A 25,831-nucleotide genomic window follows, 5' to 3' on the forward strand; every position below is an offset into this window, starting at 1 on the left:
ACGCCCTGGTGGGACGACTCTTGCGGTACACGAAACGAAGGAGTTGAACCCCGATGGACTACAAGTTCGAGGTCGCGGTCATCCCGGTGAGCGATGTCGACCGCGCCATCCACTTCTACAAGACGCTCGGCTGGCGCTTCGACGCCGAGTTCGCCAACGACGAGGGATACCGCCTCACGCAGCTCACCCCGCCCGGATCGCCCGCGTCGATCATCTTCGGCAACGGCGTGACGAACGCGGCGCCCGGCAGTGCCGAGGGGCTGCACCTGATCGTCGACGACGTCGTCGCCGCCCGTGAGGACCTGATCGGGCGCGGCGTGGAGGTCAGCGAGATCTTCCACGACAAGACGGGTGTCTTCCACCACGCCGGCACCGAGGGCCGGGTCGAGGGGCCTGCCGCCGGCCGCTCCAGCTACGGGTCGTTCGCCTCGTTCAGCGACCCCGACGGCAACGGCTGGGTTCTGCAGGAGGTCACGACGCGCCTTCCCGGACGTGTGTGATGACCCAGTACGACGTGATCGTCATCGGCGGCGGATCACCCGGCGAGCACTTCGCCGCCGCCGTCGCCGATGGTGGCCTGCGGGTCGCACTGGTCGAGCGCGAGTTGCTCGGCGGTGAGTGCTCGTTCTGGGCGTGCATTCCGTCCAAGACGCTGCTGAGGCCGGGCGAGGTCGTGGCGGCCGCGCTCGACGTCCCTGGCGCGAAAGAGGCGGTCACCGGGCAGGTCGACGTCAAGGCCGCGCTGGCCTGGCGTGACTTCATGGTCTCGTCCTACGACGACGAGGGCGGCGAGAAGTGGGCGCGTGAAGCCGGCATCGACGTGTTGCGCGGTGACGGGCGCATCGCCGGCCCGAACACCGTGGCGGTGGGCGAGCAGACCTACACCACCGGGCACATCGTGATCGCCACCGGCTCGGAAGCGTTCATCCCGCCGATCCCCGGCCTGCGCGAGCTGGACGTGTGGACGAACCGCGAGGCCACCGGCGTCAAGGAGATCCCGGACAGGCTGCTGATCCTCGGCGGCGGACCGGTGGGCGTCGAGATGGCGCAGGCGTTCCGGCGGCTCGGTGCCGAGGTCGCCCTGGTCGAGGGCGCGGACCACCTGCTGCCCCGCGAACCGGAGGCGGTCGGCCGCGCGCTCGGGGTGGCACTGGCAGCGGACGGCGTCGAACTGCACCTCGGCGCGCACGCCACGGCAGCGTCCAAGGACGGCGACGAGTACGTGCTCGACTTCCCGGACGGCAAGCAGTTGCGCGGCGACAAGCTCCTCGTCGCCACCGGCCGTCGCCCGCGGGTCACCGGCATCGGGCTCGAAACCGTTGGTGTCGAACCGAATCCGCACGGCCTGGTCACCGACGAGCGGATGAACGTGGCGGACGGCGTCTGGGCGGTCGGCGACGTCACGGGCCAGTGGAACCTGACCCACGTCGGCAAGTACCAGGGCCGCGTCGCCGCCGCGAACATCCTCGGCAAGCCAGCGGCGGTCGACTACAGCGCCGTGCCGAGGGTCGTGTTCACCGACCCGCAGGTCGCCGCAGTCGGTGCCGCAGAAGGAAAGTACACCGCAACAGCTCACCTGTCCGGCGTCGCTCGCACGGCCACCTACACCCGTGAGTACGCCACGCGACCCGGCTTCCTGACCCTCGTGTCCGACGGCGAAGTCCTCATCGGCGCCTACGCCATCGGCCCCGAGGCGGGCGAGTGGCTCCAGCAGGCCACCGTCGCGATCCGCTGTGACATTTCCAGAAGCGGCGTGATTTTTCGGCACGCGAGAAAAGCGCTCGCGTGCCGAAAAATCACGAGGGTCCCGCTGTCCGTGCTGCTCGACGTCATCCAGCCGTTCCCCACCTTCTCCGAGGCGTTCCTCAACGGCCTCCGTGATCTGGCAAAGGAAGTAGCGAAGTGAAGAACCTCCCCAAGAATCTGGCAGAGATCGACATGAAGCTCGAAGTCACCGTCATCCCCGTCGCCGACGTGGAGCGCGCCAAGGTGTTCTACAGCCGGCTCGGCTGGCGGCTGGACGTCACCCCGCCGTGGGTCGTGCAGTTCACCCCGCACGGTTCGAACGCGTCCATCCACTTCGGTGAGGGCGTCACGACCGCGGAACCCGGTTCCGGCAGGCACTTCCTGGTCGTCTCGGACATCGTCGAGACGCACGAGGCGCTGCTCGCCGCGGGCGTCAAGGTCGGCCCGCTCTTCCACGGCGGCCCGGACGGTCCCGTCGAGGGCGCGGACCCAGAGCGGCGCAGCTACTTCACGCGCGCCGAGCTCAGCGACCCGGACGGCAACCTGTGGATCCTGCAGGAGGTCACGACCCGCCTGCCCGGCCGTGTCGACGCCGACGACACGTCCTACGGGTCCATCACCGACCTGGCCTCGGCGTTGCGCAGGGCCGCGCTGGCCCACGGCGAGCACGAGAAGCGCAACGGCGGCGAGTTCGACGAGAACTGGCCTGACTGGTACGCCGAGTACATGGTCAAGGAACAGACGGGCCAGGAGCTGCCGCTCTAGATCGCGGGAGTGATCTCCGAAGTTGACAGAGCGCTGCGCGGAACGCCGACCAGGTCGGCGTTCCGCGCTCTTCGTGCTGCGGGTGGCCCTAGGGGGCGTCCCTGATGTGGACAGGCGTTGTCGCGGCATAACTTCCTGGCAAGCGAGGGAGGCCGCGAATGAAGGCGATCGTTCAGGACAGATACGGCTCGGCGGACGTGCTGGAGCTGCGCGAGGTCGAACGGCCCGTGCCGGCGGCGGGCGAGGTGCTGGTGCGCGTGCGGGCGTCGTCGGTCAACGCCGCCGACTGGCACATCATGCGCGGCGACCCGTACTTCGCGCGGTTGTTCCTGGGGCTGCGCGGGCCAAAGGCACGGATCCGGGGCATGGACTTCGCGGGCGTGGTCGAGGCCGTCGGGCCCGGTGTGAGCGGGATGCTGCAGGTGGGGGACGAGGTGTTCGGCGAGGTCGAGGGGGCCTTCGCCGAGTACGTCCGGGTGCCCGCGGGGTTGGTGGAGCGCAAGCCCGTGAACCTCACGTTCGAGCAGACGGCGACGCTGCCGCTGGCGGGCAACACCGCGTGGATGGGGCTGCGCGAGTTGCAGGCGGGGCAGCAGGTGCTGATCAACGGCGCGTCCGGCGGTGTCGGGTTGCTGGCGGTGCAGATCGCCAAGGCGCGCAAGGCGATCGTGACCGGGGTGTGCAGCACGCGCAACGTCGAGCAGGTCCGTGCGGTCGGCGCGGACGTGGTGATCGACTACCGGACCGAGGACTTCACCAGCGGTGACGAGCGCTACGACCTCGTCTTCGACCTCGTGGGCAACCGGTCGATGAGCGCGTTGCGCGGCCTGCTGACCCCGGACGGCGTCCTGGTGCTCTCCGGCGGCGGCAGCTTCACCGGCGGCGCGCTGTTCGGCCCGTACGGGTTGATCATCCAGGGCAAGCTGCTCGGGCCGTTCACCCGGCAGCGGCTCGTGGTGCTGGAAGCCAAGCCCAGCAAGGAGAACCTGGCCGCGCTGCGCGACCTCGCCGAGTCGGGGAAGCTGGTGCCGGTGATCGAGCGGACCTACCCGCTGACCGACGCGCCCGACGCGATCCGGCACGTCGAGTCCCAGCACGCGCGGGCGAAGGTCGTGGTCACGGCTTGAGTGGTGGAAATTGCCTGGCGCTTCAGGCGTCTGAGCGACGACCATCCGCGTCATGGTCGAGGTTCGAGCAGGCGGCGGAACGGTTCGAGGCGCTTCGGAAGCAGGTGTGTCGGTCTTCCGCGGCATCCCGTTCGCCGCGCCCCCGGTCGGCGCCCTGCGGTTCGCCGCACCCCAACCGGCGCCGGCGTGGGAGGGCGTACGGGAGGCGTTGACGTTCGGACCACCACCGCCGCAGGCCGCGGTGTTCGGCATGGACGAGCTGGGGGAGTCCGGCGACGAGTGGCTGACCGTGAACGTCTGGTCGCCCGATCTCGCCGGTGATCTGCCGGTCATGGTGTGGATCCAGGGCGGTGCCTACACGATCGGCATGTCCGGCCTGCCCGAGTACGACGGCACGCGGCTGGCGTTGGACGGCACCGTCGTGGTGACGTTCAACTACCGCGTGGGCATGGAGGGGTTCGCGGCGATCGAGGGAGCACCGGCGAACCGCGGCCTGCTGGACCAGGTCGCGGCGCTGGAATGGGTGCGCGACAACATCAGCGCGTTCGGCGGCGATCCGGGACGCGTGACGATCTTCGGTCAGTCGGCGGGTGGAGGCTCGGTCGCGGCGTTGCTGGCCATGCCCCTCGCCGCCGGGCTGTTCCACCGCGCGATCGCGAGCAGCGTGCCGGGCGTGTTCTTCACGCCGGAGCTGGCCGCCGACATCGCTCTGGTGTGTGCCGCCGAACTGGGCCTGCGCCCGACGGTCGCGGACTTGTCCACTGTGGACCCGGCGATGCTGCCGATCGTGGGCGACGAGGTCATGGCCAAGATCGGGCAGTTCGCCGATCGCTGGGGCCAGGCCGCGCACAAGGTCATCCCGTTCGCGCCGGTGGTCGACGGCGACGTGCTGCCGGTGGCGCCGTGGGAGGGGCTGACCGGTGACGTCGACCTCGTCGTCGGCCACACACGCCACGAGCAGCGACTGCTCACCGCGATCGAGGGAATGCTCGGCCAGGTGACGCGGGAGCAGGCCGCGGAGGCTCTGCGGGTGCTCGCACCGGGCCTGACGTATCCGGAGCTGGGGCCGGACGAACTGTTCGAGGAGGTCTGCTCGGACTGGCTGTTCCGGATGCCGTCGCTGCACCTCGCGGAGGCTCAGATCGCCGCGGGCGGCCGGGCGCACGTCTACGAGGTGACCTGGGAGCCGCCCGACCGGTTCGGGGCCTGTCACGGGCTGGACGTGCCGCTGGTGTTCGGCAATCCGGGGCGCGGGCAGACAGCGGCCGTGCTCGGCGACATCACCCCGGCGACGGAGGAGCTGTCCGCGCAGATGCGGACGGCGTGGTCGTCCTTCGCGATCCACGGCGATCCCGGCTGGCCCGCCTACGACCCGGCGGAACGGCTGACGCGGATCTTCGACGTGCCGCCGGCCGTGACCGCGTATCCGGAGGAGGTGTCGCGGCGGATCTGGGCGGGGCACCGCTTCGCGCCGCTGCAGCTGATCGGGGGAATACCCGCCGCCGGCTGACGTTGTACGCGCCGGAAGGGAGGTTCGATGAGGGACAACGACTTCGCGGTGCACGACAGCACGGGGTACGACTTCAACGCATACCAGCCGAACGGTGAGGTGGCGGCTGATCGATGGGTCACCGCCACGCACCTGTTCGACGCCGGGCACGTGGACACCGCGGCCGACAAGTGGGACCGCGCGCAGTTGCTGTTCGAGGCCAGGGATTACGTCAAGGCCGCGCAGCTGCTGGCCGAGGTCGTCGAGGAAGTGCCGTTCCAGACGGACCTCTTCCTGCTGCTGGCCCGCGCCTACTTCCACTCGGCGCAGCTGGGCAAGGCCGAGGCGCGGCTCCGCGTGATCGTGGACCGCGACCCGGTCGAGCACTACGCCCACCTGTTGCTGGGGCGGACGCTGGAGCGGCAGGGACGGCCTGAGGAGGCCGCGCCCTGGCTCCGGCTGGCCGCCGCGTTCGGCGGGGACCTGGCCGAGGTCTAGCCGACGTCCAGCTTGGCGAACGCCCGCAGCAGCCCCGGCGCGACCCGGCTGGCCAACCGCGCGGCCTTCGCCTCCGCCGTCACCGGCACCACCGGCCGGTTGCGGCGGACGGCGCGCACGATCTCCGTCGCGACACCCTCTGGGCCGAAGCCGCGGCGGGCGTAGAGGCGGGACGCGCGGTCCTGCTTGCGGCTCTGTTCCTCGGCACTTACGCCGGAGAACGTCGTGGTGGCGGTGATGTTCGTGTTCACCACGCCCGGACAGATCGCGCTGACGCCGATGGCGTGCGGCGCGAGTTCGGCCCGCAGGCAGTCCGACAGCATGAACACCGCTGCTTTGCTGGTGGCGTACGCGGAGAGGATCTTCGACGGCAGGTAGGCCGCCGCCGAGGACAGGTTCACGATGTGGCCGCCCTCTCCGCGTTCGACCATCAGCTCGCCGAACGCCCGGCAGCCGTGCACCACGCCCCACAGGTTGACGTCCAGCACCCGTTGCCACTGCTGGGTCGACGTCGACAGGAACGACCCGGAGTGACCGATACCGGCGTTGTTGACGACGACATCGGGCACGCCGTGTTCGTCGGCGACCTGCCGCGCCCAGGCCCTGACCACCTCTTCCGACCGCACGTCGACCTCGTAGGCGTGGCCGTTGACCATGTCCGCGGTCTCCTTGGCCGCGGCGAAGTCCACATCGGACACCACGACGTTCGCGCCGGCCTTGGCGAACGCGACCGCTGTCGCCCGTCCGATGCCGCTGCCACCGCCGGTGATCACGACGAGTTCGCGCGGGGGAGTGGAGTCCGCGACGAACTCGCTGATCATCCTGGCGAGCGGCGCGGGGTGGCTGAGCGGCGCCCAGTGCCCGGCGGCGATCCTGCGCCGGCGCAGTGACGGCACCCAGCGCTCCAGGTCGAGCGCCTCGGTGCGGATGTAGCGGTCGTGGGTCGGCTGGATCACCTGCACCGGCATGGGCGCGCGCCGGTTCCGCGGCGAGCCCATGACCTGGCGGATGTTGGCCCGGTACAACGAGATCCCGCGCACGGCGTCCCGGGTGATCGTCTTGGTGGGCGTCGTCCTGACGCCTTCGAGCCGTCGCAGCACGCTTCCCCAGCGCGGGCCGAGGTACAGCCGCCAGAACAGCGGCGCGAGCACCGGCAGGTGGAACGCGCCGATGTACCAGGACCGGAAGAACTGCCGGATGTGCGCGACCGACAAGCGTTTGCGCGACCAGTGCCCCATGTGGTCGAGGCAAGGCCCGGAGATCGACGTGAACGTGCTGATCCGCGCGCCGGGCGTGGTCACGGCCTCCCACGACTGGATCGAACCCCAGTCGTGGCCTACGACGTGCACCGGTTCGTCCGGGCTGACCTCGTCGATCACCGCGAACAGGTCCTTCGCCAGGTGCTCGAGCCGGTAACCGTCCTCAGTGGACGGCGCCGTCGACTCGCCCGCGCCGCGCACGTCGTAGGTGACGACCCTGAAGTCCTTCTCCAGCAATGCGGCCACGCGATCCCACACGGCGTGGGTGTCGGGATAGCCGTGCACGAGCACCACGGTCGGCCCGTCCGTGCCGCGCACCTGCACGGCGAGTTCGACTTCCCCGGAACGCACCTTCACAGTTCCTCCAGAACTAGCCGGTCACCGGTGGGCCGGTCCACGCAGATCCGCACGCCGCCGACGTCGCACGTGCCGCAGAACCCCTGCCGGCACGAGTAGGCGACCGCCGGGCGGAAGTCCCTGATCACGTCCAGCGCCGACCGGTCGGCCGGCACGTCCAGGGATACCCCGCTGCGCCGCAGTTCGACCGTGAACGGGCGGCCGTCCACGATCGGCGGCGGGCTGAACCGTTCGAAGTGCAGCCATCGGGACGAGAACTCGGCGCGCACCTGCTCCAGCATCGACGCCGGACCGCAGCAATAGACGGCGCCACCGGGCGTGGCGTCCCCGAGGAGCGCCTCGCCCCGGCCGATCCGCACGTCGACGCGGCCGACCGGCAGCTCGTCCAGGAACGGCATGGCCGCCATCGATCGCCCGCAGTACACGAGCCGCCAGTCCAGGCCCCGGCGCGCGGCCTCGTGGACCATCGGCAGGATCGGTGTGATCCCGATGCCGCCCGCCACGAACACGATCGGCCCGATCCCGGCGAACGGGAACGCGTTGCGCGGCCCGCGCACCTGGATCCGGTCGCCGATCTTGAGTCCCTGCACCTCGCGCGAGCCGGCGCCGACGTCGCGCACCGCGATCCGGTAGGTGTTCTCGGCCGGATCACCGCACAGCGAGTACTGGCGGCGCAGACCGGACGGCAGGTGCAGGTCGACGTGACAACCGGGCTGCCACGCGGGCAGCGCCGCCCCGCCGAACCGCAGGCTCACCACGCCGTCCGCGACCTCAGCGCGTTCGACGACGTTGAGCCACAACGCATCCCGTGCGACGCCAGGACGCGCCCGCCCGCCGAACCGCGTGACGGCCGCGTCGTAGAGGTTGCCGAACCTGGTCAGGCCACCCAGCATCAGTGCGCCTCTCGTGCCGCGGGCGAGGACGCCAGGTAGGCGATGGCCTGACTCGTGGAGCCCTCCTGCTTCGGGTGGTACGCGGGGTGGAAGTACCGCAGGAACGCCCGGAAGATGTCCGACAGCTTCGGCAGCAACCCGCGCCGCCCCGCCCGCATCGACTCACGCCAGGTCAGCCGCACCTTGGTGGTCCTGTCGGCCCGCACCATGAACCGCGCGCCGCGCACCCACAACCAGAACAGCACCGGCGCCACGAGCAACATAGTCCGCGCGCGCCGCACGTACCGGCGATCGAGGTGGCACATCAGGTCGTACGCGACACTGCGGTGCTCGACCTCCTCAGCCGCGTGCCAGCGCAACAGGTCGAGCATCACCGGGTGGATGCCCGCCCTGTCGAGTGCGTCGGCGTTCAGCATCCAGTCGCCCAGGTACGCCGTGAAGTGCTCGACGGCGGCGACGATCGCGACCCGTTCGATCAACTGCTCGCGCGCCTGTTCCTCGTTCAGCCCGGCCTTGGGCCCGAGGATCCGCCGGAACACGTGCTCCGTCTGCCGCGTGAACGGCCGCGGGTCGAGGCCGTTGGCGAGCAGGTGATCGAGCACCTCGCTGTGCGCCTCGGCGTGCATCGCCTCCTGCCCGATGAACCCGAGCACGTCCTCGCGCAACGTGTCGTCGTTGATCAGCGGCACCGCCTGCTGGAACGTGCGCACGAACCAACGCTCGCCCTCTGGCAACAGCAGGTGCAGAACGTTCATGACGTGCGTGGTGACCGGCTCGTCCGGGACCCAGTGCATCGGCAGGGTCGACCAGTCGAACTGCACGTCACGCGGCTGCAGAACGAGGTTGTCCGGCTCCATCGCAGACCTCCCGGCAATTACTACGCCCGCGTAGCTTTGTGAAAGCTACGCCACCGTAGCAATATGGACCGGTGAACACAACGCGCCGGAAGTACGCTCGCCGCCTCCCACCGGAGCAGCGCCGCGAGCAACTGCTGGACGCCGCCCTGAGCCTGATCCCGGCCGGCTTCGACACGGTGACCATGGAATCCGTCGCCAAACAGGCCGAAGTCACCAAGCCCGTGCTCTACGACCTGTTCGCGAACCGTGCGGAACTCATCAGCGCCCTCCTCGAACGCGAGGCCGCCCGCGCCACCGACCAGGTCATCGCCGCCCTGCCCACCGACTTCGCCACCCGCTCGCCGGACGACGCGTTCGCCGACGCCGTCCGCGTCTTCGTGAACGCCGTGGTCGAGGCCCCCGACCGCTGGCGCCTGGTGCTCCTGCCACCCGAGGGCACGCCGCACGAGTTCCGCGCCCAGGTCGAGCTGGTGCGCGCGGGCGTCCTGGCTCAGATCGAGGAACTGGCGGCTTTGGGCCTGAAGGAACTGGGCGGGCTGGACGACCTGGACTCCGGGCTGCTGGGGCACGCGATGCTGGCGCTGGCCGAGATGTCCGGACGGCTGGTGCTGACCGAGCCCGAGAAGTTCACGCCGGACCGGTTGGTGGCTTTCGTGTCACGGATCGCGCACGGCTTGCGGTGAGCGCGTGTGGTGTTGGCCGGGCCGGGTTCACGCCTGGCCGGTTGGTGGTCTTTGTGCCGTGAGCCGCGCACGGTCTGCGCTGAGCACCGCGCGCATGTAGAGCAACGCCTCGCGGTCGTCCATCCTCGCCGACGTGGTGGTGAGCCCGTTGACGAGCCGTTGTGCGGCCAACGCCCCGAAGTCGTTGGCGTGCTGCAGATAGCCGAGCACCCTGGACGCCTCGTCGCGCATGCTCTCCTTGGTGATGGCGATGAACTCGACCGCCACCACGCTGGCCGCCACCAAGTTGCCGGTCTCCAGCAGCTCGTCGATGTGCGCCGCGAGCAGTTCGAACGCCTTGCCTTGGTCGCCCCGGCGGAACGCCCGGCGCGCCTCGGTGGTCTTGTTGGCCGACAACGTGCCCGGCGGCAGCTCGACGTCCGCCGCCTCGTCGAAGAACGGATCGGGGTCACGGCCCTGGAACATCGCGCTGTAGCCGAGCGTCTGCAACGTCCAGTGCAGCAGCGTGGGTGGGCCCAGCCTCCGATACCGGTCCGCGAGCTTCGAGACCGTCCTGTCGACGTGCCCGAACTGCCCGATACCCAGCAACGTGCCCGACGGCATCAGCTCCAGGAACGCCCTGAGGTGCGGATCGTCCACTGAGGACAACGCTTCGGGCAGGCATTGTGCGAGCCCTTGGCCGTCACCAGAGGCATAGGCGCGGGCGTACCGGCTGAGCGGATGGTCCGGCGTGTCGGGCAGCGCGGCCGGACTGGAGCTCTGGGTGTTCCGCTCAGCCACCCAGACCAGCCAGAACCCGCCGGGTGCGAGCTGCTCGGCCCAGTCGCCGATCTCCCGGCGCCCCCGCAGCGGCAACTCCGTCACGACAGGTCGCACCAGCGCATCCGCGAGCGCGAGATCCCCGGACTCGAGCGCCCACGTCACCGCCGCACGCAGGTTCGGCCACAACTCCGCGAGCCGTCCGACACCCTCAACCTCGCCGGGCCCGGCCAACAGCTCGCCAACGGCCGAAACCTGCCGCAGACACCACGACGCGTGCAGTGTCATCGCCCCAGCACGATCGACCAAATGCTCAGAAGCGAACTGCCGCAACGGTTCCAGCAACCGGAACCGGCGCCCGAACGGTCCGAAGCGGACAGAAACCATCGACCGCTCAACCAGATCGCCGAGCACGGAATCGTCCGCGACCGCATCAAGGTCGAAGGGCGCCGCGAACACCGAAAGCCGGCAGAACAACGCACGCTCGGCCGCCGACAACAGGTCGTAGGACCACTGAACCGCGGCCCGCACCGTCCGATGCCGTGCCGACCCCGTCCGCCGCACCCCGATGTCGAGCCGGGTCAGCAGCTCGGCGGGCCGATGACTCCGCACGCGCGCCGCTGCCAGCTCGATCGCCAGCGGAATCCCGTCCAGCAGCCCGCACAGGTCCGCAACAGAACCATCGCCCACGTACGAGGGGTCGGCAGCGCGCGCACGAACGTCAAACAGCTCAACGCTCGCGTCACGATCCAACGGCGACACAACAACAACCTGCTCGTCGGCAACGGAAAGCCGTTCCCGTGAGGTAGCCAGAACCTGCACCGACGAACACACAGCAGCGGCGAACGTCGCAGCGCCGTCAAGCACGTGTTCGCAGTTGTCCAACACCAACAACGACGGCCGTGCAGCAATCACGGCCTGAGCCACCGTCGCGCCAGGGCGTTCAACAATCCCCAAAGCATCCGCAACGGCTCGAGGCACATCCGAAGAAGAGCTGATCTCCGCCAACGACACGAAAGAACCGTCGAAAGCCGAAGCCAGCCGCGTCTTGCCGATCCCGCCCGGCCCCACCAACGTGACCACCGGCGCCCGCCGCAACGCCCCGGCCACCGCGGCAAGATCAGCAGCACGGCCGATCAACACCGGCGCCGGCACCTCGGCCTGAGCCAGCACCTGCTGTTCCGCCGCCCGCAACGAAGGCCCGGGCTCCACCCCGAGCTCCTCCACCAGATGCTGCCGAACCCGTTGATACACCGCGAGAGCGTCGGCCTGCCGACCACTCCGACAGAGCGCCGTCATCAACAGCGCCGCGAGCTCCTCACGGGTCGGATAGGCAGACACGAACGAAGACAGCTCACCAACAACAGAGCGCGGATCCGCAGACACACGGCGCGAGAAGTCCATCTCGACCGCGCCCAACCACTCCTCGGTGAGCCCCGCAACGGCCCCGGCCAGCCCCGGCGCATCCAACCCGGCCAACGGCACCCCGCCCCACGCCGCAACGGCCGCGGCGGCATCACCGGCACGAAGAAACGAGCGGAACAGCTCCACATCGGTCGGCACATCAAGCCGATAAGCGGCACCGACCCGTGCGATCGCGGAAGGTCCCAGAGCCTTCCGCAGCTGAGCGATGTGCCACTGCAGCGCCTTGGCCGAGGGCGGCGAGTCACCCCACACGAGATCGATCAGGCGCGAGACGGGCAGCGGCACACCGGGCGACAAGGCCAGGGCCGCCAGCACCGTCCGAGACCGGGGCGGACCGACGTCGATCGGCACGCCGTCGTCGCCGACAGCGTGGACACCGCCGAGCAGACCGATCCACACCGCCGAATTCTCACACACCAGACGCACACCAACCGCACACCGCCAATGGCCAACCTCAGCGGCATGACAGCACGTGTTGTTGGTTCCCTCTTCATCACCGCAACGGCCGCCGGAGTGGTCAGCGCCGCCACACAAGGCACCACCCGTGGGCTGTGCGTGTTCATCATGGCCGTGGCCATCGCATTCATCGCACCGACGTTGTTCCCGATCCTCAAACAACACGGCGAAGGCCTGGCGATGGGGTACGTCGTCGCCAGGACACTCGAAGTCGTCCTCCTGATGACAGCCATCGCCCCGATCGCACAAATCCAGATCGACGAACTGTGGGGCCACGCCAGCGCGATCTACTTCTGCGTCAGCGTCGCACTTCTGAACACGCTGCTGTTCCGGTCGAGGCTCGTACCGCGCTGGATCTCCGTGTGGGCACTCATCGCCGTGGTGCCCTACCTCGGAGGCGCGGCGCTCGTGCTGTTCGACATCCTCCAACAGACACAGGCAGGCGCGCTCTTCGTGCCGTTGGCGATCAACGAGATGGTGCTCGCCGTCTGGCTGTTGGTGAAGGGATTCAGCAAAGGCTAGATCTTCCGCACGGCACCGGAGAACCCGGCGACGAACAACGTCGCGAACGCCCAGCCGAGGATCTGCAGCACGATGCCCGCCACCGTGCCGATCTGCTGGGCGAGCCCGTAGTGCTCGAAGTCGCAGCGCAGACGCCCGCTTGTGTTGATCAGCGGGATCGACAGGTCCGCGGCCAGCCGGATCGCGTCACCTGTGCTGCAGGCGATCCCGTCGCCGTCGCCGCCGAGGCCCTCCACCAGCAGCGCGGGCCGGCTGATCCAGCCGTTGGCCCTTGCGATCAGCGTGAACACCACCGCGACTCCGACGACCGCGAGCAGTCCGGCCAGCGCGCGACCGGGTTTGTAGCCGTGCCCGGTGAACACCCTCTTGATCACGTGCCAGCATCGGGTGCCCCAACTCGGCCGGTACCGGCGCCGGAACCGTTCCTCCTCCAGGGCGATCAGGACCTTCCTGGCCCGTCCGGCCTTGCCCGCGTCCCGCATGATCGTGGCCAGGTGCTGGAACGGCTCGCTGTCGAACGGCTCGGCGTGCGTGCTGAGCCAGTGCGGCCAGTTCGGGCGCATGGATTCTTGGGACAGCGAGTTGTACTTCAACCCCACCAGCACGACTTTGTCGTCGACGCCGCACCAGTCCTGGTCCGAGGTGCACACGGTCTCGTCGGGCAACCGGAGTTCGTTGACACGGGCGCACTTCAGGTCGAGCGTCAAATGCTTGCCGCCGGTGTTCTCCAGCACCGCGTGCGTTCGCGTGCGGTCGTCGTCGGACCTGCCGTAGGACAGGCCGGTGGTGGCCCGCCCCTCGCCGAGGTCCAGCCTCGCGCCGATGCTCGCCGACATGAGGTGTACCGTCGCCAGTTCGTCCGACATCGCACGCGCCTCGAATCCCGAAGAGAGCATCAGCGAGCCCTCGACGCGCAGCCCCTCGGCGTTGAGCGCCGGTCCGCGGACGTTGCGCACCACCGTGCCGTCGAGCCACAGGTCGCCTTCGACCCTGGCGTTGACCAGCTGGATCGCACCGGTGTCGCAACGAGTGCTGACGTTGCCGTGACGGAACCGGAACGCACGCCCGACCCGCAACCCCTCCGCGTGCAGGCCGGGACCGACGCCGAGGTTGTGCAGGCGCGATCCGTCCAGTTCCAGGTTGTGGCCTATGTCGGCGCCGAGCAGCCGCACCGTGCCCATGGAACCGGCCGTGGTCGTGCGCAACCCGCGCAGGTAGACCGACCCGGCCACGCTGATCCGGTCCGCGAGTAGTTCGGGCAGCTCGCAGCCGTTCACCTCCAGCCATGGCAGCCGCGCGTCGCTGGCCCAGATGGCGCAGTCCAGCAGGCAATCCTTCAACCGCAACCCGACGTCGGACCGCAGCCGGTCCAGGCACAGCGGTTCCCTGCCGCTGGTGACGATGCGTGCGTTCCTGAGCCGAACACCCCGGTGGTGCACCGGAAAGGTGCCATCGAGCAGCCGGCTGACCAAGGTCGCCTGGACGTGGTGCCAGCCGTCGGAGGTGCTGGGCGGCGGAAGCTTCGCGCAGTCGAGCTCGAGTCCGCCGGCCGCGAACTGGATCAGCGCGATCTCGGCGAGGTTCATGACCCGTCGCCCCTCTGGCCAGGGGGTGGAAGAGGCGGGGCAGCGTCGGTGGCTCACCACCGGGCTCGTTGCTCGCTACTTCGGCGGTGGCGAGGTCAGCGACGAGTACGTCGAACGTCGGATCGAGGTAGTAGCCGCTGTGCCCGCGCAACGGCGACCGCGGCCGGTCGGGCCAGGAGGCGACGGATTCCGGATCGCGGAGCCGGATCTCGTTGCCCAGCCGCTCGTACCATCGCGTCTGGCTGATCTTCGTGTGAGGCAACGGACCGAAGCTCTTCCAGCCAGGAGAGGACATCGGGTAGTTCGTCTTGGCGGAATCCGGCCACACCACGACATGCCCGCCCAGCGGGTCGGTCCAGCGGTGCACGTTCCACCAGCGGCCGGCGAACTTCCTGTGGATGCACGCCAGCTCCTCGTACCCGAGATAGCGCGGGAAGAGCCTGGCGAACGCCCACTGCAACTGTGAGCCGTATGTGATCAGCCGCAACTGGTCGTTGGGTGCCTCGGGATCGCGGTCGAGGAGGAGAGCGGCAGCCGCGCACACCACACTGCCCTGGCTGTGTCCGGAAAGGACGACGACGTTGTCCTTGCTCACGAGGTGCTTCGCCCGGTCGTACAGCATCAGCGTGGCGCGACCGCCGTACGGTGGCGGACAGATCGGATGCGCGTACCGGGGCCAGAACGAGATCAGGTCCCACACGACACCGACGGCGGTCCGCATCTTCTGTCCCTGCCAGGACTTGACGCCGATCAGGACCACCAGGGTCACCAGGCCCGAGAGGACCCAGCCGCCGAGCTCCGCCAGGTCCTTGAACGGGTCGATGTCCGGCCTGCTCCCGAGCATCTGCCTCAGCGCGAAGACGCCCGCCGCGGTGACCAGGCCGCCGCCCAGAACGCAGATCGTGCCCAGCGCCCAGTGGTAGCGGTACTTGGTCCGCGCAAGCCGCCACGAGGTGACGACCTTGCCGATGGCACGCGGTTGCGGAACGTCGCCGGTCTCGGTCACCACGACGCCGTCATCTTCTTCGCCGCGATAGTCCTTGCGCACCAGGAGATCCAGCTCCTCGCTGTGCAGGTGGAGCGCACACCACAGAACCCCACCGCCGAGGAACACGACCGCTCCGGCGATCAGGATCCACCGCCACGTCGTGGAGACGTCGTAGGCGATCACGACCGGCACGCAAGTTGCCCCTGCCAGCAGCACAACCGCGGCGCTGAAGTGCTTCACCAGCGCGGCGGCGAGCAGCGGCAGGAGCAGCACGAGGAACACGACGGCCAGCAAGCCCCACAGCTGCACGCCGGTCCAGTAGGTCGCGCTCAGCTCGAACTCCCCTGAACCAGGGATCTGGCGGGTGCCGTTCGCGAGAAACGGGAGCGGTCCGATCGGGTTGCCGAGCAGATCGGCCACCCGGTAGGTCAGGCCGCCGCTGAACCCGGCGCCGAGCATCGTCGCGAACATCGCGATGAAGAACGCCCCGAATCCGAACCACATCGGCTTGAACGCCCGGTGCGGTGCCGTCGGCCGCTCGTCCTTCGGTCCGCGGCAGGACGATGCCATGGCGAGGAGCAGCAGCACGGCGAGTCCACTTTGGACAAGCGCGACGACCTCGAACCCGGCCTGCGGCAGCTCGATCGCCTTGGGCTTGGCCACCTCCCACAGCGCCAGGACGCTCGCGGCCGAGGCGAGGGCGAAGTAGCCGAGCGAGATCCACTTGAGCGCGACGATCCAGGGCGGAACCTGCAGCGGGTCGCGAGATCGCCGGTTCTGGCACGGCTTGGCGCTCGGCACGACGCAGACGACGACCATCACCAGGACGATCATGGCCGCACCAGGCATCACCGCGGCCCACCACCGCCAGTCCCACTGCTCGATCCTGTTGCCGGGCACTTTCGTGTTCAGCATCCCCGCGTGCAAGACGCCGGCTGTCGCGCAGGCCGCGGCCACGTGCAGGGCGCGCAACACCGGTGCCTTGGGCGAGGTGTGCCAGAACTTCTTGTCCCGCATGCTGCCGGCCTCGGGTTCCCACTCGCCGGACTCGGCGTTGGGGCTGTAGAGGAAGGTCTGCCGGCCGAACCACCACAGCAGCAGGATCACGAGGAGCACCGGTGCCATGCCCAGCGCCAGCTGCCACCGGTACGGCCAGTCGTCCATGAAGTTCAGCCACTTGTTGTCCTGCAAGCACGTCGCCCTGCTCGCGCACTGCCGCACGATCAACTCCAGCGACACGTACACGACGTTGGTCACCAGCCACGAGGTCAGCACGAGACCGAGCAGCCGCAGGACCCCGTCGGGGAACTTCCGCTTGCTGAGCAACATGTAGCGCGACAGGTTCAGCAGAGCGAACGGCAGCAGCAACAACCACAGCGTGCGGGTGGCACTGCCAGAGGTGAAGCGGCCCCAGTGGAACGCCTCGACCTTCCTGGGCCTGCCGCCCGCCACGACCGGATCGGTCTTCTGGAAGAAGCGGGCCACGTCGTCGCCCCACACCTGTTCGGGGAAGGGGTCGGCGAGCATCGACTCGGGTGGTGTGCCGAACACGCCGTGGACGCGCAGTTCGTAGACATTCGGAACCGGTCTGGCTGGATCCTCGGACATACGCCCACCTGCCGTAAACCTCGCGAGGCTGATGGGTGAGTCATCGGGCGTCCGTCCGCGCTGTTAGCGCCCGAGTCCTGTTCGTGACCGCGATTCGGCCGTTGATGTCAACGGCGCGTCCGAACGTGGGTGAGCAGCGCCAGCCCGGTCGGCTCACGGCCGACGGACACGTCGCACCCCGGCAACAGCGCCCGGACAGCTGCCTCGTCGCGCTCGATCAGCTGCCACTCCATCAGGTACTCCAACGGCCACCGGAACGGGTTGCCCGGCGTGACGCTGGAGAAGTAGAACGTGCCGCCCGGACGGCAGAGACGAGTCAGCACGGCCTCGGTCAGCCGCACGGCCGCGCGGTCGTTGAGGTAGTCGTACAGACCGTTGACGAGCACGAGGTCGAACGGGCCGAGCTCGGCCAACGGGTTCAACGCGCGGAAGATGTTGCCGGGAACGACGGTGGTGAAGTCGTTGAGCAGGCCGAGGCGCTTCTGGGCCAACGTCAGGGCGTCCGGGTCCACGTCGGTCAGCACGAACCGGTCGCCCGGCCGCACGATGCCCGGCGGGATGGAGCGCAGGTCGGGCGCGGCACCGGACGCGATCAGCAGCACCGAGCGCGGGCCGTTGCGCGGGGCGGTCAGCATGTCGCCGATCAGCCGGGTCTGGTGCATCACCCGGTTGCGCACCTGCTGGGTCATCGGCGAGCTCTGCAGCATGGCCTCGACGTGCCAGGCGAGGGTGTTCGGCGTGACGTTGTTGGCCTGGGCCAGCACGTGCTCGACGAGGCGGTAGTCGCTCGGGTAGCCGCGGGTCCACTCCTCTTCGCTGCGCATGAACGGGGTGCGCGCGCAGGCGGAGCGGACGGGCTGGACGACCGCGGCGATGTCCTCGTCCGGGACACCGGTCTGCGCGCTGGCGCGGATCTGGTCGCCCAACGTGCGGAAACGGCCTCCGAGCAGCTTCTGCGAGGCAGGATCGGAGAGGTTCAACTCCTTCTCACTGCGCAGGAAGCCGTCGACGGCGTCGCTGAGCCGGTGCAGGGCGTCAGTGCTGTGCGGGAGCACGGTCATCGAAAGAACACTCTTCCTCGCTGTGGCAACGGTTCCAGAGCCTGTCAGGCGGCGCGTCCGACGAACAGAGGCTTTCGGGTAATACGGGGATAACCCTGCCCACAGTTCACGGGATGCCCTCGTAGTTTCGGTGATCGGGAACGAGAACCCTGGGAGCCACTCGAAGGGAGTTCTGACATGGAGTGGCTCAACGAGCTCGGGTCGTGGGCGTGGGCCCGCCACCACAACGAGCTCAGCTGGTACATCCGGCCGCTGTTCCTGCTGCCGTTCGCCTACTTCAGCTACAAACGCAGCTGGTGGGGCCTGGCGCTGACGCTCGTCGCGCTGGCGACGAGCATGGCCTGGTTCCCGGCGCCAGAACATCCGACCGCGGGTGCGATCGAGATGCTCGCCGCCGAACGCGAGTACCTGCTGGGGGAGTGGACGCCCGCGAAGATCGCGATCGCCTTCCTCGTCCCGGTGATGCTCGGTGGTCTGGCCGCGGCGTTGTGGCGGCGTTCGCTGGTGTGGGCGCTGGTCGCGATCAACGGCGGTGGGCTGTTCAAGATCACGTGGACGTTCGTGGTGAGCGACACCGCGGGCGCGATGCAGCACCTCTACCCCGCGGCGGCCGGGCTTGTCGTGGTGAACGCGGTCCTGGTGTTCGTGTGGCGGCGCAGGCACCCGGCGCACGTGGTTCCATCGGCGCATGCGGGTAGCACTGGCTGACGACGCGGCGCTGTTCCGCGAGGGCGTGGCGCGGCTGCTCACCGACGCGGGGTTCGAGGTGGTGGCGAAGGTCGGCGACGCGGCGGGGCTGCTGGCTCTGGTGCACGCCGACCCGCCGGACGTCGTGGTCGTGGACATCCGGATGCCACCGGGCTTCACCACCGAGGGCCTCGACGCCGCGCAGGAGATCCGCAGGACTCATCCGGACATCGGGGTGCTGGTCCTTTCCGCGCACGTCGAGCCGCACTACGCGTTGCGGCTGCTCGATTCGGACGCCCGCGGGGCCGGTTACCTGCTCAAGGACCGGGTGGCGGACGCGGCCGAACTGGCCGACGCGGTCCGGCGGGTCGCGGCGGGCGGCCTGGTGATCGACCCCGGCGTGGTGGCGACGCTGGTGGGCAGGCGGCGGGTGGACGATCCGCTGGAGTCGTTGTCGGAACGGGAACGCGAGGTGCTCGCCGTGATGGCCGAGGGACGGTCGAACCAGGCGATCTGCGAGCGGTTGTTCCTGAGCCCCAAGACGGTCGAGGCGTACGTGCGGTCGGTGTTCACGAAACTCGGGCTGCGGCAGGGACCTGACGACAACCGGCGGGTGCTGGCCGTGCTCGCCTACCTGCGGCGATGAGAATCCTCTGGTTGGGCACCGGATTCCTGGCACTGGCCGCGCTGGTGTGGGGCGGCTACGAGGTGTCGGTGCCGGCCGTGGTGCTGAACCTGGCTGTTGGGCTCGCGTTCATCGGTGCCGGGATCGAGGCCGCGGACCGGCGCCCGGACAGCGTCGCAGGGCAGCTGATGATCGCGGTCGGGCTGGCGTGGTTCGTCCGGCTGACCGGGGCGATCGAGAACGACGTGGCGTTCGCCGTCGGAGTCGCCACGAAGACGCTCTACCTGGCGGTGCTCGGGCACCTGCTGGTCACCTATCCGAGCGGACGGATCACGAGTCGTTGGCAGCGCGTGGTGGTGGGTGTCGCCTACCTGCTGACGGTGCCGGTGAACGTGGCGTGGCTGCTGTTGGCGCAGGTCGGCGGACCGCAGAACATCGTGGTGATCCGCGAGGTCTTGTCGCCGGGCGTGCCTGCCGTCGCGGTCGTCGTGATGATCAGCGGGATCGTGCTGCTCAGCGCGTTGCTGGCGCGGATGATCACGCGCTGGCTGCGGTCGGGGAGCGTGGCACGGCGCGATCTTGGCCCGGTCGTGTGGGGTGGCGCGGCCATCGTGCTGACGGTGGTCGTCACGTACGTGGCGGCGTTGATCGGGTTGCCTCCGGCCGTGCAGGTGCTGTTGCAGTGGTCGACCGAGATCGTGCTGGTCGGGTGGCCGCTGGCGTTGCTCTACGGGCTGGTGCGGGCGCGGCTGGACCGGTCGGCGGTGGGGGAGCTGGCGGTCTCGCTGGGCGCCGGGCTGCCGGACGATCTGCGGTCCGTGCTGGCCCGCACGTTGCACGACCCGTCGCTGGAGATCGTCTACGGCGAACTGGCGCCGACCTCCCGTGGCGTCACCTACCTGGAGGCGGGTGGCACGCGGCTGGCGGCGCTCGTGCACGATCCCGCGCTGGATCCCGTACTGGTGCGCGGTGTGGCTGCGAGTGCGGCTTTGGCCGTGCAGAACGAGATGCGGGCGCAGCGGATCGTGGAGGCCGCGGACGAGGCGCGCAGGCAGGTCGAACGCGATCTCCACGACGGCGCGCAGCAGCGGCTGGTGTCGGTGCTGCTGACGTTGCGGCTGGCCGAGAACGCGCCCGAGCTGCTGGTCGCGGTACGGGAGGAACTCGCCAGGGCGCTGGACGACCTGCGTGAGCTGGCCCGCGGCATCTACCCGGTGCTGCTGACCGACGCCGGCCTCGGACCGGCGCTGTTGTCGCTGGTGGAACGCTCCGCGGTGGCTGCGATGCTCGTCGGCGTGCCGGAAGAGCGGCTTTCGCCCGTCGCCGAACGCACCTGCTACTTCGTGGTCGCGGAAGCGCTCACCAACGCCGCCAAGCACGCCCAGGCCCGTGAGGTGCGGATCGAGGTCACCTGCGTGGACGGGCGGGTCGCGGTCGAGGTGAGCGACGACGGAATCGGCGGCGCTTCCGGAGTGCGCGCGCTGGACGATCGAGTGGCGGCGGCGGGAGGGCGGCTCACCGTCACTTCGTCGGCGGGGTGTGGGACGACGGTGCGGGCGGAGTTCCGCGACCTGCCGCGATGACGGCGTCCGCGATGGCCTGATGGCCTGCCGGTGTGGGGTGCACATCGGTGTCGTCGCAGTAGTAGGTGAACGCGCACACCTCGGCGACGGAGGCCGGGATCTGGCCGTACTTCGGATCCTCGGTCAGCTCGGTCAGCGCACCGTAGCCGCCGGTCATACCGGTGACGTCGACGAACGTCGCGCCGAACTTCGCGTACTCGGCGGCGATCTCGCGGTTGAAGTCCTCGTACAGCGCGACCGACGTGCGGGCGAGGGCCTCGCCGTCCGGGAGGGCCGGGTTCACCCACGCGCCGAGGAACACGTCCGGGTAGCTCAGCCCGACGATCTTCACGTTCGGCGCCACCTCGCGGAACCTGGTGAGCGCGGTGGCGATGTTGGTCTTGGTGTCGACGAACGCCGAGGTCGCGCAGTCCATCGGGTCCTGGGCCACCGCGCACGGTTCCAGCAGGTCGTTGCCGCCGATCACCATCGTGACCAGGTCGACCTGGCCGGAGCGCAACGTGTCCGCGGCCTCGTCGACCTGCGTCCTGCCGGCGGCCTCGGGTTCGCAGGCCTCCTGGGTCAGCAGGTCCGCGGAGGTGGCGCCGTTGCAGGCGAGGTTGACCAGCCCGAGGCCCGACTGCCGGGCGACGATCTGGGCGAACCCCTCGCTGGTGCCGTTCGGCCCGACCCCGGTGGCGTAGGAGTCGCCGACCGACACGTACAGCCGCTGCCCGGCCTCGACGATGGTAGGAGGAGCCGCACTCGGGGAACACGCGGTCAGTACCGTGACCGCACAGGCCAGGACCAGCACAAACCTCCGCACACCCCGAGAATACGAGATCACCCGTGAGGCCGCCGTGATCAACGGCTCGCGGCGGTGACGGCCTCCGCGATCGCCTGGTGGCCCGCGGGCGTCGGGTGCACGTCGGTGCGGTCGCAGAAGTAGGTGAGCGCGCACACCTTGGCGACGGAGGCCGGGATCTGGCCGTACTTCGGGTCCTGGGTCAGCTCGGTCAGCACGCCGTAACCGCCGGTCGCGCTCGTGACGTCGGCGAACTTCGCACCGAACCGGCCGTACTGGGCCGCGATCTTGGTGTTGAAGTCCTGGAACATCGCGACCGACAGCTGGGCGAGGTTCTTGCCGTTCGGGAACGACGGGTTCACCCACGCGCCGAGGAACACGTCCGGGTAGGTCAACCCGACGATCTTCACGTCCGGCGCGGCCTCCCGCAGCTCGCTGAGCGTGCCGGCGACGTTGGTCTGGATGTCGGCGACGGTTCTGGTGGCGCACGCCAGCGGTTCCTGGGACAACGCGCACGGCGCCAGGTCGTTGCCGCCGATCACCACGGTGACCAGGCCGACCTTGCCGCCTTTCACCACGTCCACCGCGGCGTCGAGCTGGGTCTTGCCTCCCGCGTCCGGCCCGCACGCGGGCTTGGAGGCGAGATCGATCGACGTCGCGCCGTTGCAGGCGAGGTTGACCAGCTTGAGCCCGGACTGTTTGGCGACGATCTGGGCGAAGCTCTCGCCGGTGCCGCCCGGAGCGAACCCGGTGGCGTAGGAGTCGCCGATCGACAGGTAAACCTGCTGCTCAGAGGTCTGCGCGCTGCTCTGCGTCGGCGTCGGGGCGGGCGGCGGCGGGGTCGAGCTGCACGCGGCCAACGCCGCCAGCAACGCCACGACCAGCGCGAACCTCGGCACACCTGCTCCTGTCCATCGGGAACTGATGTGCCGAGGCTACGAAACGCGCCGTGTGGGCCCTGTCAGCGGAAGCGGCGCAACCGCAGGCTGTTGCTCACCACGAACACCTAGGAGAACGCCATCGCGGCACCCGCGATCATCGGGTTGAGCAGGCCGAGTGCCGCGAGCGGCAGTGCGGCGACGTTGTAGGCGAACGCCCAGAACAGGTTGCCCTTGATCGTGGACAGCGTGCGCCGTGACAGCCGGATCGCGTCCACCGCGGCGTTCAGGTCGCCCCGCACCAGCGTGAGGTCGCTGGCCTCGATCGCGACATCTGTGCCCGTGCCACCTTTATACCCTAGAGGGGTATGAGTATGTCAAAGGTGGGCGCCACTGAGCCGCCTGACTTCACGGCACTTCCGCGGGTGCCCATCGCGGCACCGCACTGACCTGCCGCTTCGCCGCGTCACGGCGTTGTCCGTGTCGCCTTGTGCCAGTCGTGGTGCCCCGGACCGGGCCAGGCCGCCAAGAACGCGTATAGATCACCCGGTAGCGCTCTGCGACGGACCTGAGCGGCGGTTATCTTGCGGGCACCAGGCGGTCGAGGGGGTTGCTCGTGGCTGATCAGCAGACTGCGGACACGCCGTCCCGCCAGAAGCTCGCGCACGACACCGTCCGGCTCGCGGTGATCGTCGGGGCGCTCGGTGTCGTGTTCGGCGACATCGGCACGAGCCCGATCTACACGATCCAGACCGTGTTCAACCCCGCCGACCCGCACCCGGTGCCGGTGAGCGTCGACAACGTCTACGGGGTCGTGTCGCTGATCTTCTGGTCGGTCATGATCATCGTGACCATCACCTACGTGCTGCTGGCGATGCGCGTCCACAACGACGGTGAGGGCGGCATCATGGCCCTCATCACGTTGTTGCGCCGATGGAAGGCCAAGCAGGGGCGCAAGGCGGCGGCGACGCTGGCGGCGTTGGGGATCTTCGGCGCGGCGTTGTTCTTCGGCGACAGCATGATCACACCGGCGATCTCGGTGCTGTCCGCGGTGGAGGGGCTGAAGATCGTCGAGCCGGAGCTCGAACGGTTCGTCGTGCCGATCACCGCGGTGATCATCGTGGGGCTGTTCCTGGTGCAGCGCAGGGGAAGTGCGACGGTCGGGCGGTTCTTCGGGCCGGTGATGATCCTGTGGTTCGGCGCGATCGGCGCGGCCGGGATCACGGGGATCGTGGGCCATCCGGAGATCCTCAAGGCGTTGTCGCCGACGTACGCGCTCGGGTTCTTGTTCGGGCACTTCGACATCGCGTTCTTCGCGTTGGCGGCGGTCGTGCTGGCGGTGACCGGGGCCGAGGCGCTCTACGCGGACATGGGGCACTTCGGGCGGCCGGCGATCGCGCGCGGGTGGCTGTTCCTCGTGTTGCCGGCCTGCGTGCTCAGCTACCTGGGGCAGGGCGCGTTGATCCTGGCGGACCAGAAGAACATCAGCGGGCCGTTCTTCCTGCTCGTACCGGAGTGGGGGCGCTGGCCGATGGTGGTGCTGGCGACGGCGGCGACCGTCATCGCGTCGCAGGCGGTGATCACCGGCGCGTACTCGGTGGCGTCACAGGCCGCGCAGCTCGGGTACCTGCCGCGGTTGCGGATCGCGCACACGTCGGAGTCGACGATCGGGCAGATCTACGTGCCGTGGATCAACTGGGTGCTGATGGTGTCGGTGCTGACGCTGGTGTTCGCGTTCCGCAGCTCGGCGGCGCTGGCGTTCGCGTTCGGCATGGCGGTCACCGGCACGATCACGATCACCACGGCGCTGTTCCTGTTCATCGCGCGCTGGAAGTTCGGGGCGCCGGCCTGGGTGATCGGGCTCGGGTGCGTGGTGCTGCTGGGTGTCGACCTGCTGTTCCTCGCGGCGAACCTGACCAAGCTGCTGCACGGCGCGTGGCTGCCGTTGCTGATCGGCCTCACCGCGTTCACGGTCATGACGACGTGGCAACGCGGCCGGGCGATCGTCACCAAGGAACGCCGGGAGGCGGAAGGGTCGCTGCAGGCCTTCATCGAGGAACTGCACGAACTGTCGCCGACGCGCGTACCGGGCACCGCCGTGTTCCTCAACCGTGGCAAGCAAACCGCGCCGCTGGCCATGCGCGCGAACGTCGAGCACAACCAGGTGCTGCACGAACGCGTGGTGATCGTGTCCATCGAGACCGAGCCGGTGCCGCGGGTGTCGGCGGAGCGGCGCGTCGAGGTCGACGACCTCGGGTACGGCGACGACGGCATCATCCACGTGAGCGCCAGCTTCGGGTACATGGAGACGCCGGACGTGCCGGCCGCGCTCGCGTTGCTGGATCCGGCGCGGACCGAGGGCGAGCTGAACCTAGGCCAGGCGCGGTACTTCCTGTCGAAGATCGAGCTGCAGCGCGGGAAGTCGCCGACGATGGCGGGCTGGCGCAAACGGCTGTTCGTCGCCACCTCGTACATCACCGCGGACGCAGCCGAGCACTTCGGATTGCCCCGAGAGCGAACAGTGATCATGGGCGCCCACATCGATGTTTAGGTAGAGCCATGACGGAGCCCTACCTGAACCTGCGGCCGACCACCGAGAGTCCCCAGGTGGTGCTCGTCGCGGGCATTCCCGGCACGGGCAAGAGCACGCTCGCGGAGTCGTTGGCCCGGCAGCTGAAGACGCCGATCTTCTCGATGGACTGGGTGATGGGCTCGCTGGTGCTGGCGCGCGCGATCACGGACGAGAACGCCGAATCCGTGGTGGACCTGCAGCTCACTTCCCTGGTGGCGAGGCATGTCCAGCTGGGGATCGACGTCGTCGTGGACGCGGCCGGACACACCCGTGAAGTGCGTGACCAGTGGCGTGAACTCACCGAACGGCTCGGTGGCGTGTTCGTCGGCGTCGAGTGCGTGTGCTCGGACGAACAGGTGCACCGCGAACGGGTCGAGGGTCGCAGCCGGGGCATTCCTGGTTGGCACGCAACGGTTCCGTGGCAGCACGTCGAGCGAATGCGCGGCTTGTGGGAGCCGTGGGAGGAAGACCACCTCGTGCTCGACTCTGCGGTCGAATCCCCGGACAGCTCGGTGAAACGGGTGCTGGAAGTGCTGGGGAAGTGACGCAGGTCAGCGCCCCGATCGGTTCGTGGCCTGGCGGTCAACAGGGGAGACCGCAGACCCCGCCGTGGAACTTCTCGG

25 protein-coding genes and 1 pseudogene are annotated in these 25,831 nt (G+C 69.2%); 17 read left to right on the forward strand and 9 right to left on the reverse strand.

The features are described from left to right. The first annotated feature begins 53 nt into the window (after positions 1 to 53). From SK803_RS01920 to SK803_RS01945, 6 genes are all read left to right on the forward strand, one after another. Positions 54 to 500, forward strand: a complete 447-nt coding sequence (locus tag SK803_RS01920; protein WP_319963945.1) for a VOC family protein — start codon at positions 54 to 56, stop codon at positions 498 to 500. Beyond that, positions 500 to 1,906: a dihydrolipoyl dehydrogenase family protein gene (locus tag SK803_RS01925; RefSeq protein ID WP_319963946.1), complete on the forward strand. Its 1,407-nt coding sequence runs from the start codon at positions 500 to 502 to the stop codon at positions 1,904 to 1,906. Before SK803_RS01920 ends, SK803_RS01925 begins: the two co-directional genes overlap by 1 nt. Beyond that, complete coding sequence (locus SK803_RS01930) at positions 1,903 to 2,511, forward strand: VOC family protein (RefSeq protein WP_319963947.1); 609 nt, start codon at positions 1,903 to 1,905, stop codon at positions 2,509 to 2,511. Before SK803_RS01925 ends, SK803_RS01930 begins: the two co-directional genes overlap by 4 nt. 158 nt (positions 2,512 to 2,669) lie before the next feature. After that, positions 2,670 to 3,638: an NAD(P)-dependent alcohol dehydrogenase gene (locus tag SK803_RS01935; protein ID WP_319963948.1), complete on the forward strand. Its 969-nt coding sequence runs from the start codon at positions 2,670 to 2,672 to the stop codon at positions 3,636 to 3,638. Positions 3,639 to 3,690: 52 nt separating this feature from the next. Beyond that, the gene (locus tag SK803_RS01940) at positions 3,691 to 5,148 is read left to right on the forward strand and encodes a carboxylesterase/lipase family protein (protein WP_319963949.1); all 1,458 of its coding nucleotides are present in this window, start codon (positions 3,691 to 3,693) and stop codon (positions 5,146 to 5,148) included. A 27-nt stretch (positions 5,149 to 5,175) separates the two neighbouring features. Further along, the gene (locus tag SK803_RS01945) at positions 5,176 to 5,625 is read left to right on the forward strand and encodes a tetratricopeptide repeat protein (RefSeq protein WP_319963950.1); all 450 of its coding nucleotides are present in this window, start codon (positions 5,176 to 5,178) and stop codon (positions 5,623 to 5,625) included. Here SK803_RS01945 and SK803_RS01950 read toward each other — a convergent pair. From SK803_RS01950 to SK803_RS01960, 3 genes are read right to left on the reverse strand one after another with little or no spacing between them, the layout of a single operon-like run. Then, complete coding sequence (locus tag SK803_RS01950) at positions 5,622 to 7,235, reverse strand: SDR family oxidoreductase (protein ID WP_319963951.1); 1,614 nt, start codon at positions 7,233 to 7,235, stop codon at positions 5,622 to 5,624. The two genes, SK803_RS01945 and SK803_RS01950, sit on opposite strands and share 4 nt — an antisense overlap. Before the next feature lie 2 nt (positions 7,236 to 7,237). After that, positions 7,238 to 8,134, reverse strand: coding sequence for a PDR/VanB family oxidoreductase (locus tag SK803_RS01955; protein WP_319963952.1), 897 nt, complete (start codon positions 8,132 to 8,134; stop codon positions 7,238 to 7,240). Beyond that, complete coding sequence (locus tag SK803_RS01960) at positions 8,134 to 8,991, reverse strand: metal-dependent hydrolase (RefSeq protein WP_319963953.1); 858 nt, start codon at positions 8,989 to 8,991, stop codon at positions 8,134 to 8,136. The genes SK803_RS01955 and SK803_RS01960 overlap by 1 nt, the downstream gene beginning before the upstream one ends. Positions 8,992 to 9,062: 71 nt before the next feature. On the opposite strand from SK803_RS01960, the gene SK803_RS01965 reads away from it, so the two are divergent. After that, entirely contained in the window at positions 9,063 to 9,674 is a 612-nt protein-coding gene (locus tag SK803_RS01965) for a TetR/AcrR family transcriptional regulator (RefSeq protein WP_319963954.1), read from the forward strand. A 27-nt stretch (positions 9,675 to 9,701) separates the two neighbouring features. Here the strand turns inward: SK803_RS01965 and SK803_RS01970 are convergent, their stop codons facing one another. Then, the gene (locus tag SK803_RS01970; RefSeq protein WP_319963955.1) at positions 9,702 to 12,257 is read right to left on the reverse strand and encodes a BTAD domain-containing putative transcriptional regulator; all 2,556 of its coding nucleotides are present in this window, start codon (positions 12,255 to 12,257) and stop codon (positions 9,702 to 9,704) included. A gap of 63 nt (positions 12,258 to 12,320) precedes the next feature. Here SK803_RS01970 and SK803_RS01975 point away from each other — a divergent pair, with 63 nt between their 5' ends. Then, the gene (locus SK803_RS01975) at positions 12,321 to 12,836 is read left to right on the forward strand and encodes a DUF4386 domain-containing protein (RefSeq protein ID WP_319963956.1); all 516 of its coding nucleotides are present in this window, start codon (positions 12,321 to 12,323) and stop codon (positions 12,834 to 12,836) included. Here the strand turns inward: SK803_RS01975 and SK803_RS01980 are convergent. After that, a complete protein-coding gene (locus SK803_RS01980) occupies positions 12,833 to 14,422 on the reverse strand; it encodes a hypothetical protein (RefSeq protein WP_319963957.1) in 1,590 nt (529 codons plus the stop codon). The genes SK803_RS01975 and SK803_RS01980 overlap by 4 nt on opposite strands. Before the next feature lie 916 nt (positions 14,423 to 15,338). On the opposite strand from SK803_RS01980, the gene SK803_RS01985 reads away from it, so the two are divergent. The 4 genes from SK803_RS01985 (at position 15,339) to SK803_RS02000 (ending at position 16,983) form a co-directional block, all read left to right on the forward strand. Next, the gene (locus tag SK803_RS01985) at positions 15,339 to 15,758 is read left to right on the forward strand and encodes a hypothetical protein (RefSeq protein WP_319963958.1); all 420 of its coding nucleotides are present in this window, start codon (positions 15,339 to 15,341) and stop codon (positions 15,756 to 15,758) included. Positions 15,759 to 16,134: 376 nt separating this feature from the next. Beyond that, entirely contained in the window at positions 16,135 to 16,476 is a 342-nt protein-coding gene (locus SK803_RS01990) for a hypothetical protein (protein ID WP_319963959.1), read from the forward strand. 57 nt (positions 16,477 to 16,533) lie between these two features. After that, positions 16,534 to 16,743: a hypothetical protein gene (locus tag SK803_RS01995; RefSeq protein ID WP_319963960.1), complete on the forward strand. Its 210-nt coding sequence runs from the start codon at positions 16,534 to 16,536 to the stop codon at positions 16,741 to 16,743. A 45-nt stretch (positions 16,744 to 16,788) separates the two neighbouring features. After that, a complete protein-coding gene (locus tag SK803_RS02000) occupies positions 16,789 to 16,983 on the forward strand; it encodes a hypothetical protein (RefSeq protein ID WP_319963961.1) in 195 nt (64 codons plus the stop codon). A 142-nt stretch (positions 16,984 to 17,125) separates the two neighbouring features. On the opposite strand, the gene SK803_RS02005 is transcribed toward SK803_RS02000, so the two are convergent. Further along, positions 17,126 to 18,079, reverse strand: coding sequence for a class I SAM-dependent methyltransferase (locus SK803_RS02005; protein WP_319963962.1), 954 nt, complete (start codon positions 18,077 to 18,079; stop codon positions 17,126 to 17,128). 177 nt (positions 18,080 to 18,256) lie between these two features. Here SK803_RS02005 and SK803_RS02010 point away from each other — a divergent pair, with 177 nt between their 5' ends. Genes SK803_RS02010 through SK803_RS02020 form a run of 3 tightly spaced genes read left to right on the forward strand, consistent with a single transcriptional unit; the run spans position 18,257 to position 20,974 of the window. After that, positions 18,257 to 18,787: a hypothetical protein gene (locus SK803_RS02010; protein WP_319963963.1), complete on the forward strand. Its 531-nt coding sequence runs from the start codon at positions 18,257 to 18,259 to the stop codon at positions 18,785 to 18,787. Next, positions 18,768 to 19,412 carry a response regulator transcription factor gene (locus SK803_RS02015; RefSeq protein WP_319963964.1) on the forward strand — a complete coding sequence of 215 codons (645 nt, stop codon included), beginning with the start codon at positions 18,768 to 18,770 and terminating at the stop codon, positions 19,410 to 19,412. The genes SK803_RS02010 and SK803_RS02015 overlap by 20 nt, the downstream gene beginning before the upstream one ends. Further along, positions 19,409 to 20,974 (forward strand): sensor histidine kinase, encoded by a 1,566-nt coding sequence (locus SK803_RS02020; RefSeq protein WP_319963965.1) that lies wholly within the window; start codon positions 19,409 to 19,411, stop codon positions 20,972 to 20,974. Before SK803_RS02015 ends, SK803_RS02020 begins: the two co-directional genes overlap by 4 nt. Here SK803_RS02020 and SK803_RS02025 read toward each other — a convergent pair. The 3 genes and pseudogenes from SK803_RS02025 to SK803_RS02035 all read right to left on the reverse strand — a co-directional run. Further along, the gene (locus SK803_RS02025; RefSeq protein ID WP_319963966.1) at positions 20,913 to 21,779 is read right to left on the reverse strand and encodes an SGNH/GDSL hydrolase family protein; all 867 of its coding nucleotides are present in this window, start codon (positions 21,777 to 21,779) and stop codon (positions 20,913 to 20,915) included. The two genes, SK803_RS02020 and SK803_RS02025, sit on opposite strands and share 62 nt — an antisense overlap. Positions 21,780 to 21,817: 38 nt before the next feature. After that, entirely contained in the window at positions 21,818 to 22,657 is an 840-nt protein-coding gene (locus tag SK803_RS02030) for an SGNH/GDSL hydrolase family protein (RefSeq protein ID WP_319963967.1), read from the reverse strand. Positions 22,658 to 22,764: 107 nt separating this feature from the next. Beyond that, positions 22,765 to 22,998, reverse strand: a pseudogene (locus tag SK803_RS02035) (heavy metal translocating P-type ATPase); the annotation flags it as partial. Between the two features lie 254 nt (positions 22,999 to 23,252). Between SK803_RS02035 and SK803_RS02040 the strand changes: the two are divergent. Beyond that, positions 23,253 to 25,187 (forward strand): potassium transporter Kup, encoded by a 1,935-nt coding sequence (locus SK803_RS02040; protein ID WP_319963968.1) that lies wholly within the window; start codon positions 23,253 to 23,255, stop codon positions 25,185 to 25,187. Between the two features lie 8 nt (positions 25,188 to 25,195). Next, positions 25,196 to 25,753, forward strand: a complete 558-nt coding sequence (locus SK803_RS02045; protein ID WP_319963969.1) for an AAA family ATPase — start codon at positions 25,196 to 25,198, stop codon at positions 25,751 to 25,753. Positions 25,754 to 25,831 lie beyond the last annotated feature (78 nt).

It is taken from the genome of Lentzea miocenica (genome assembly GCF_033949945.1).
Classification (GTDB): domain Bacteria; phylum Actinomycetota; class Actinomycetes; order Mycobacteriales; family Pseudonocardiaceae; genus Lentzea; species Lentzea miocenica.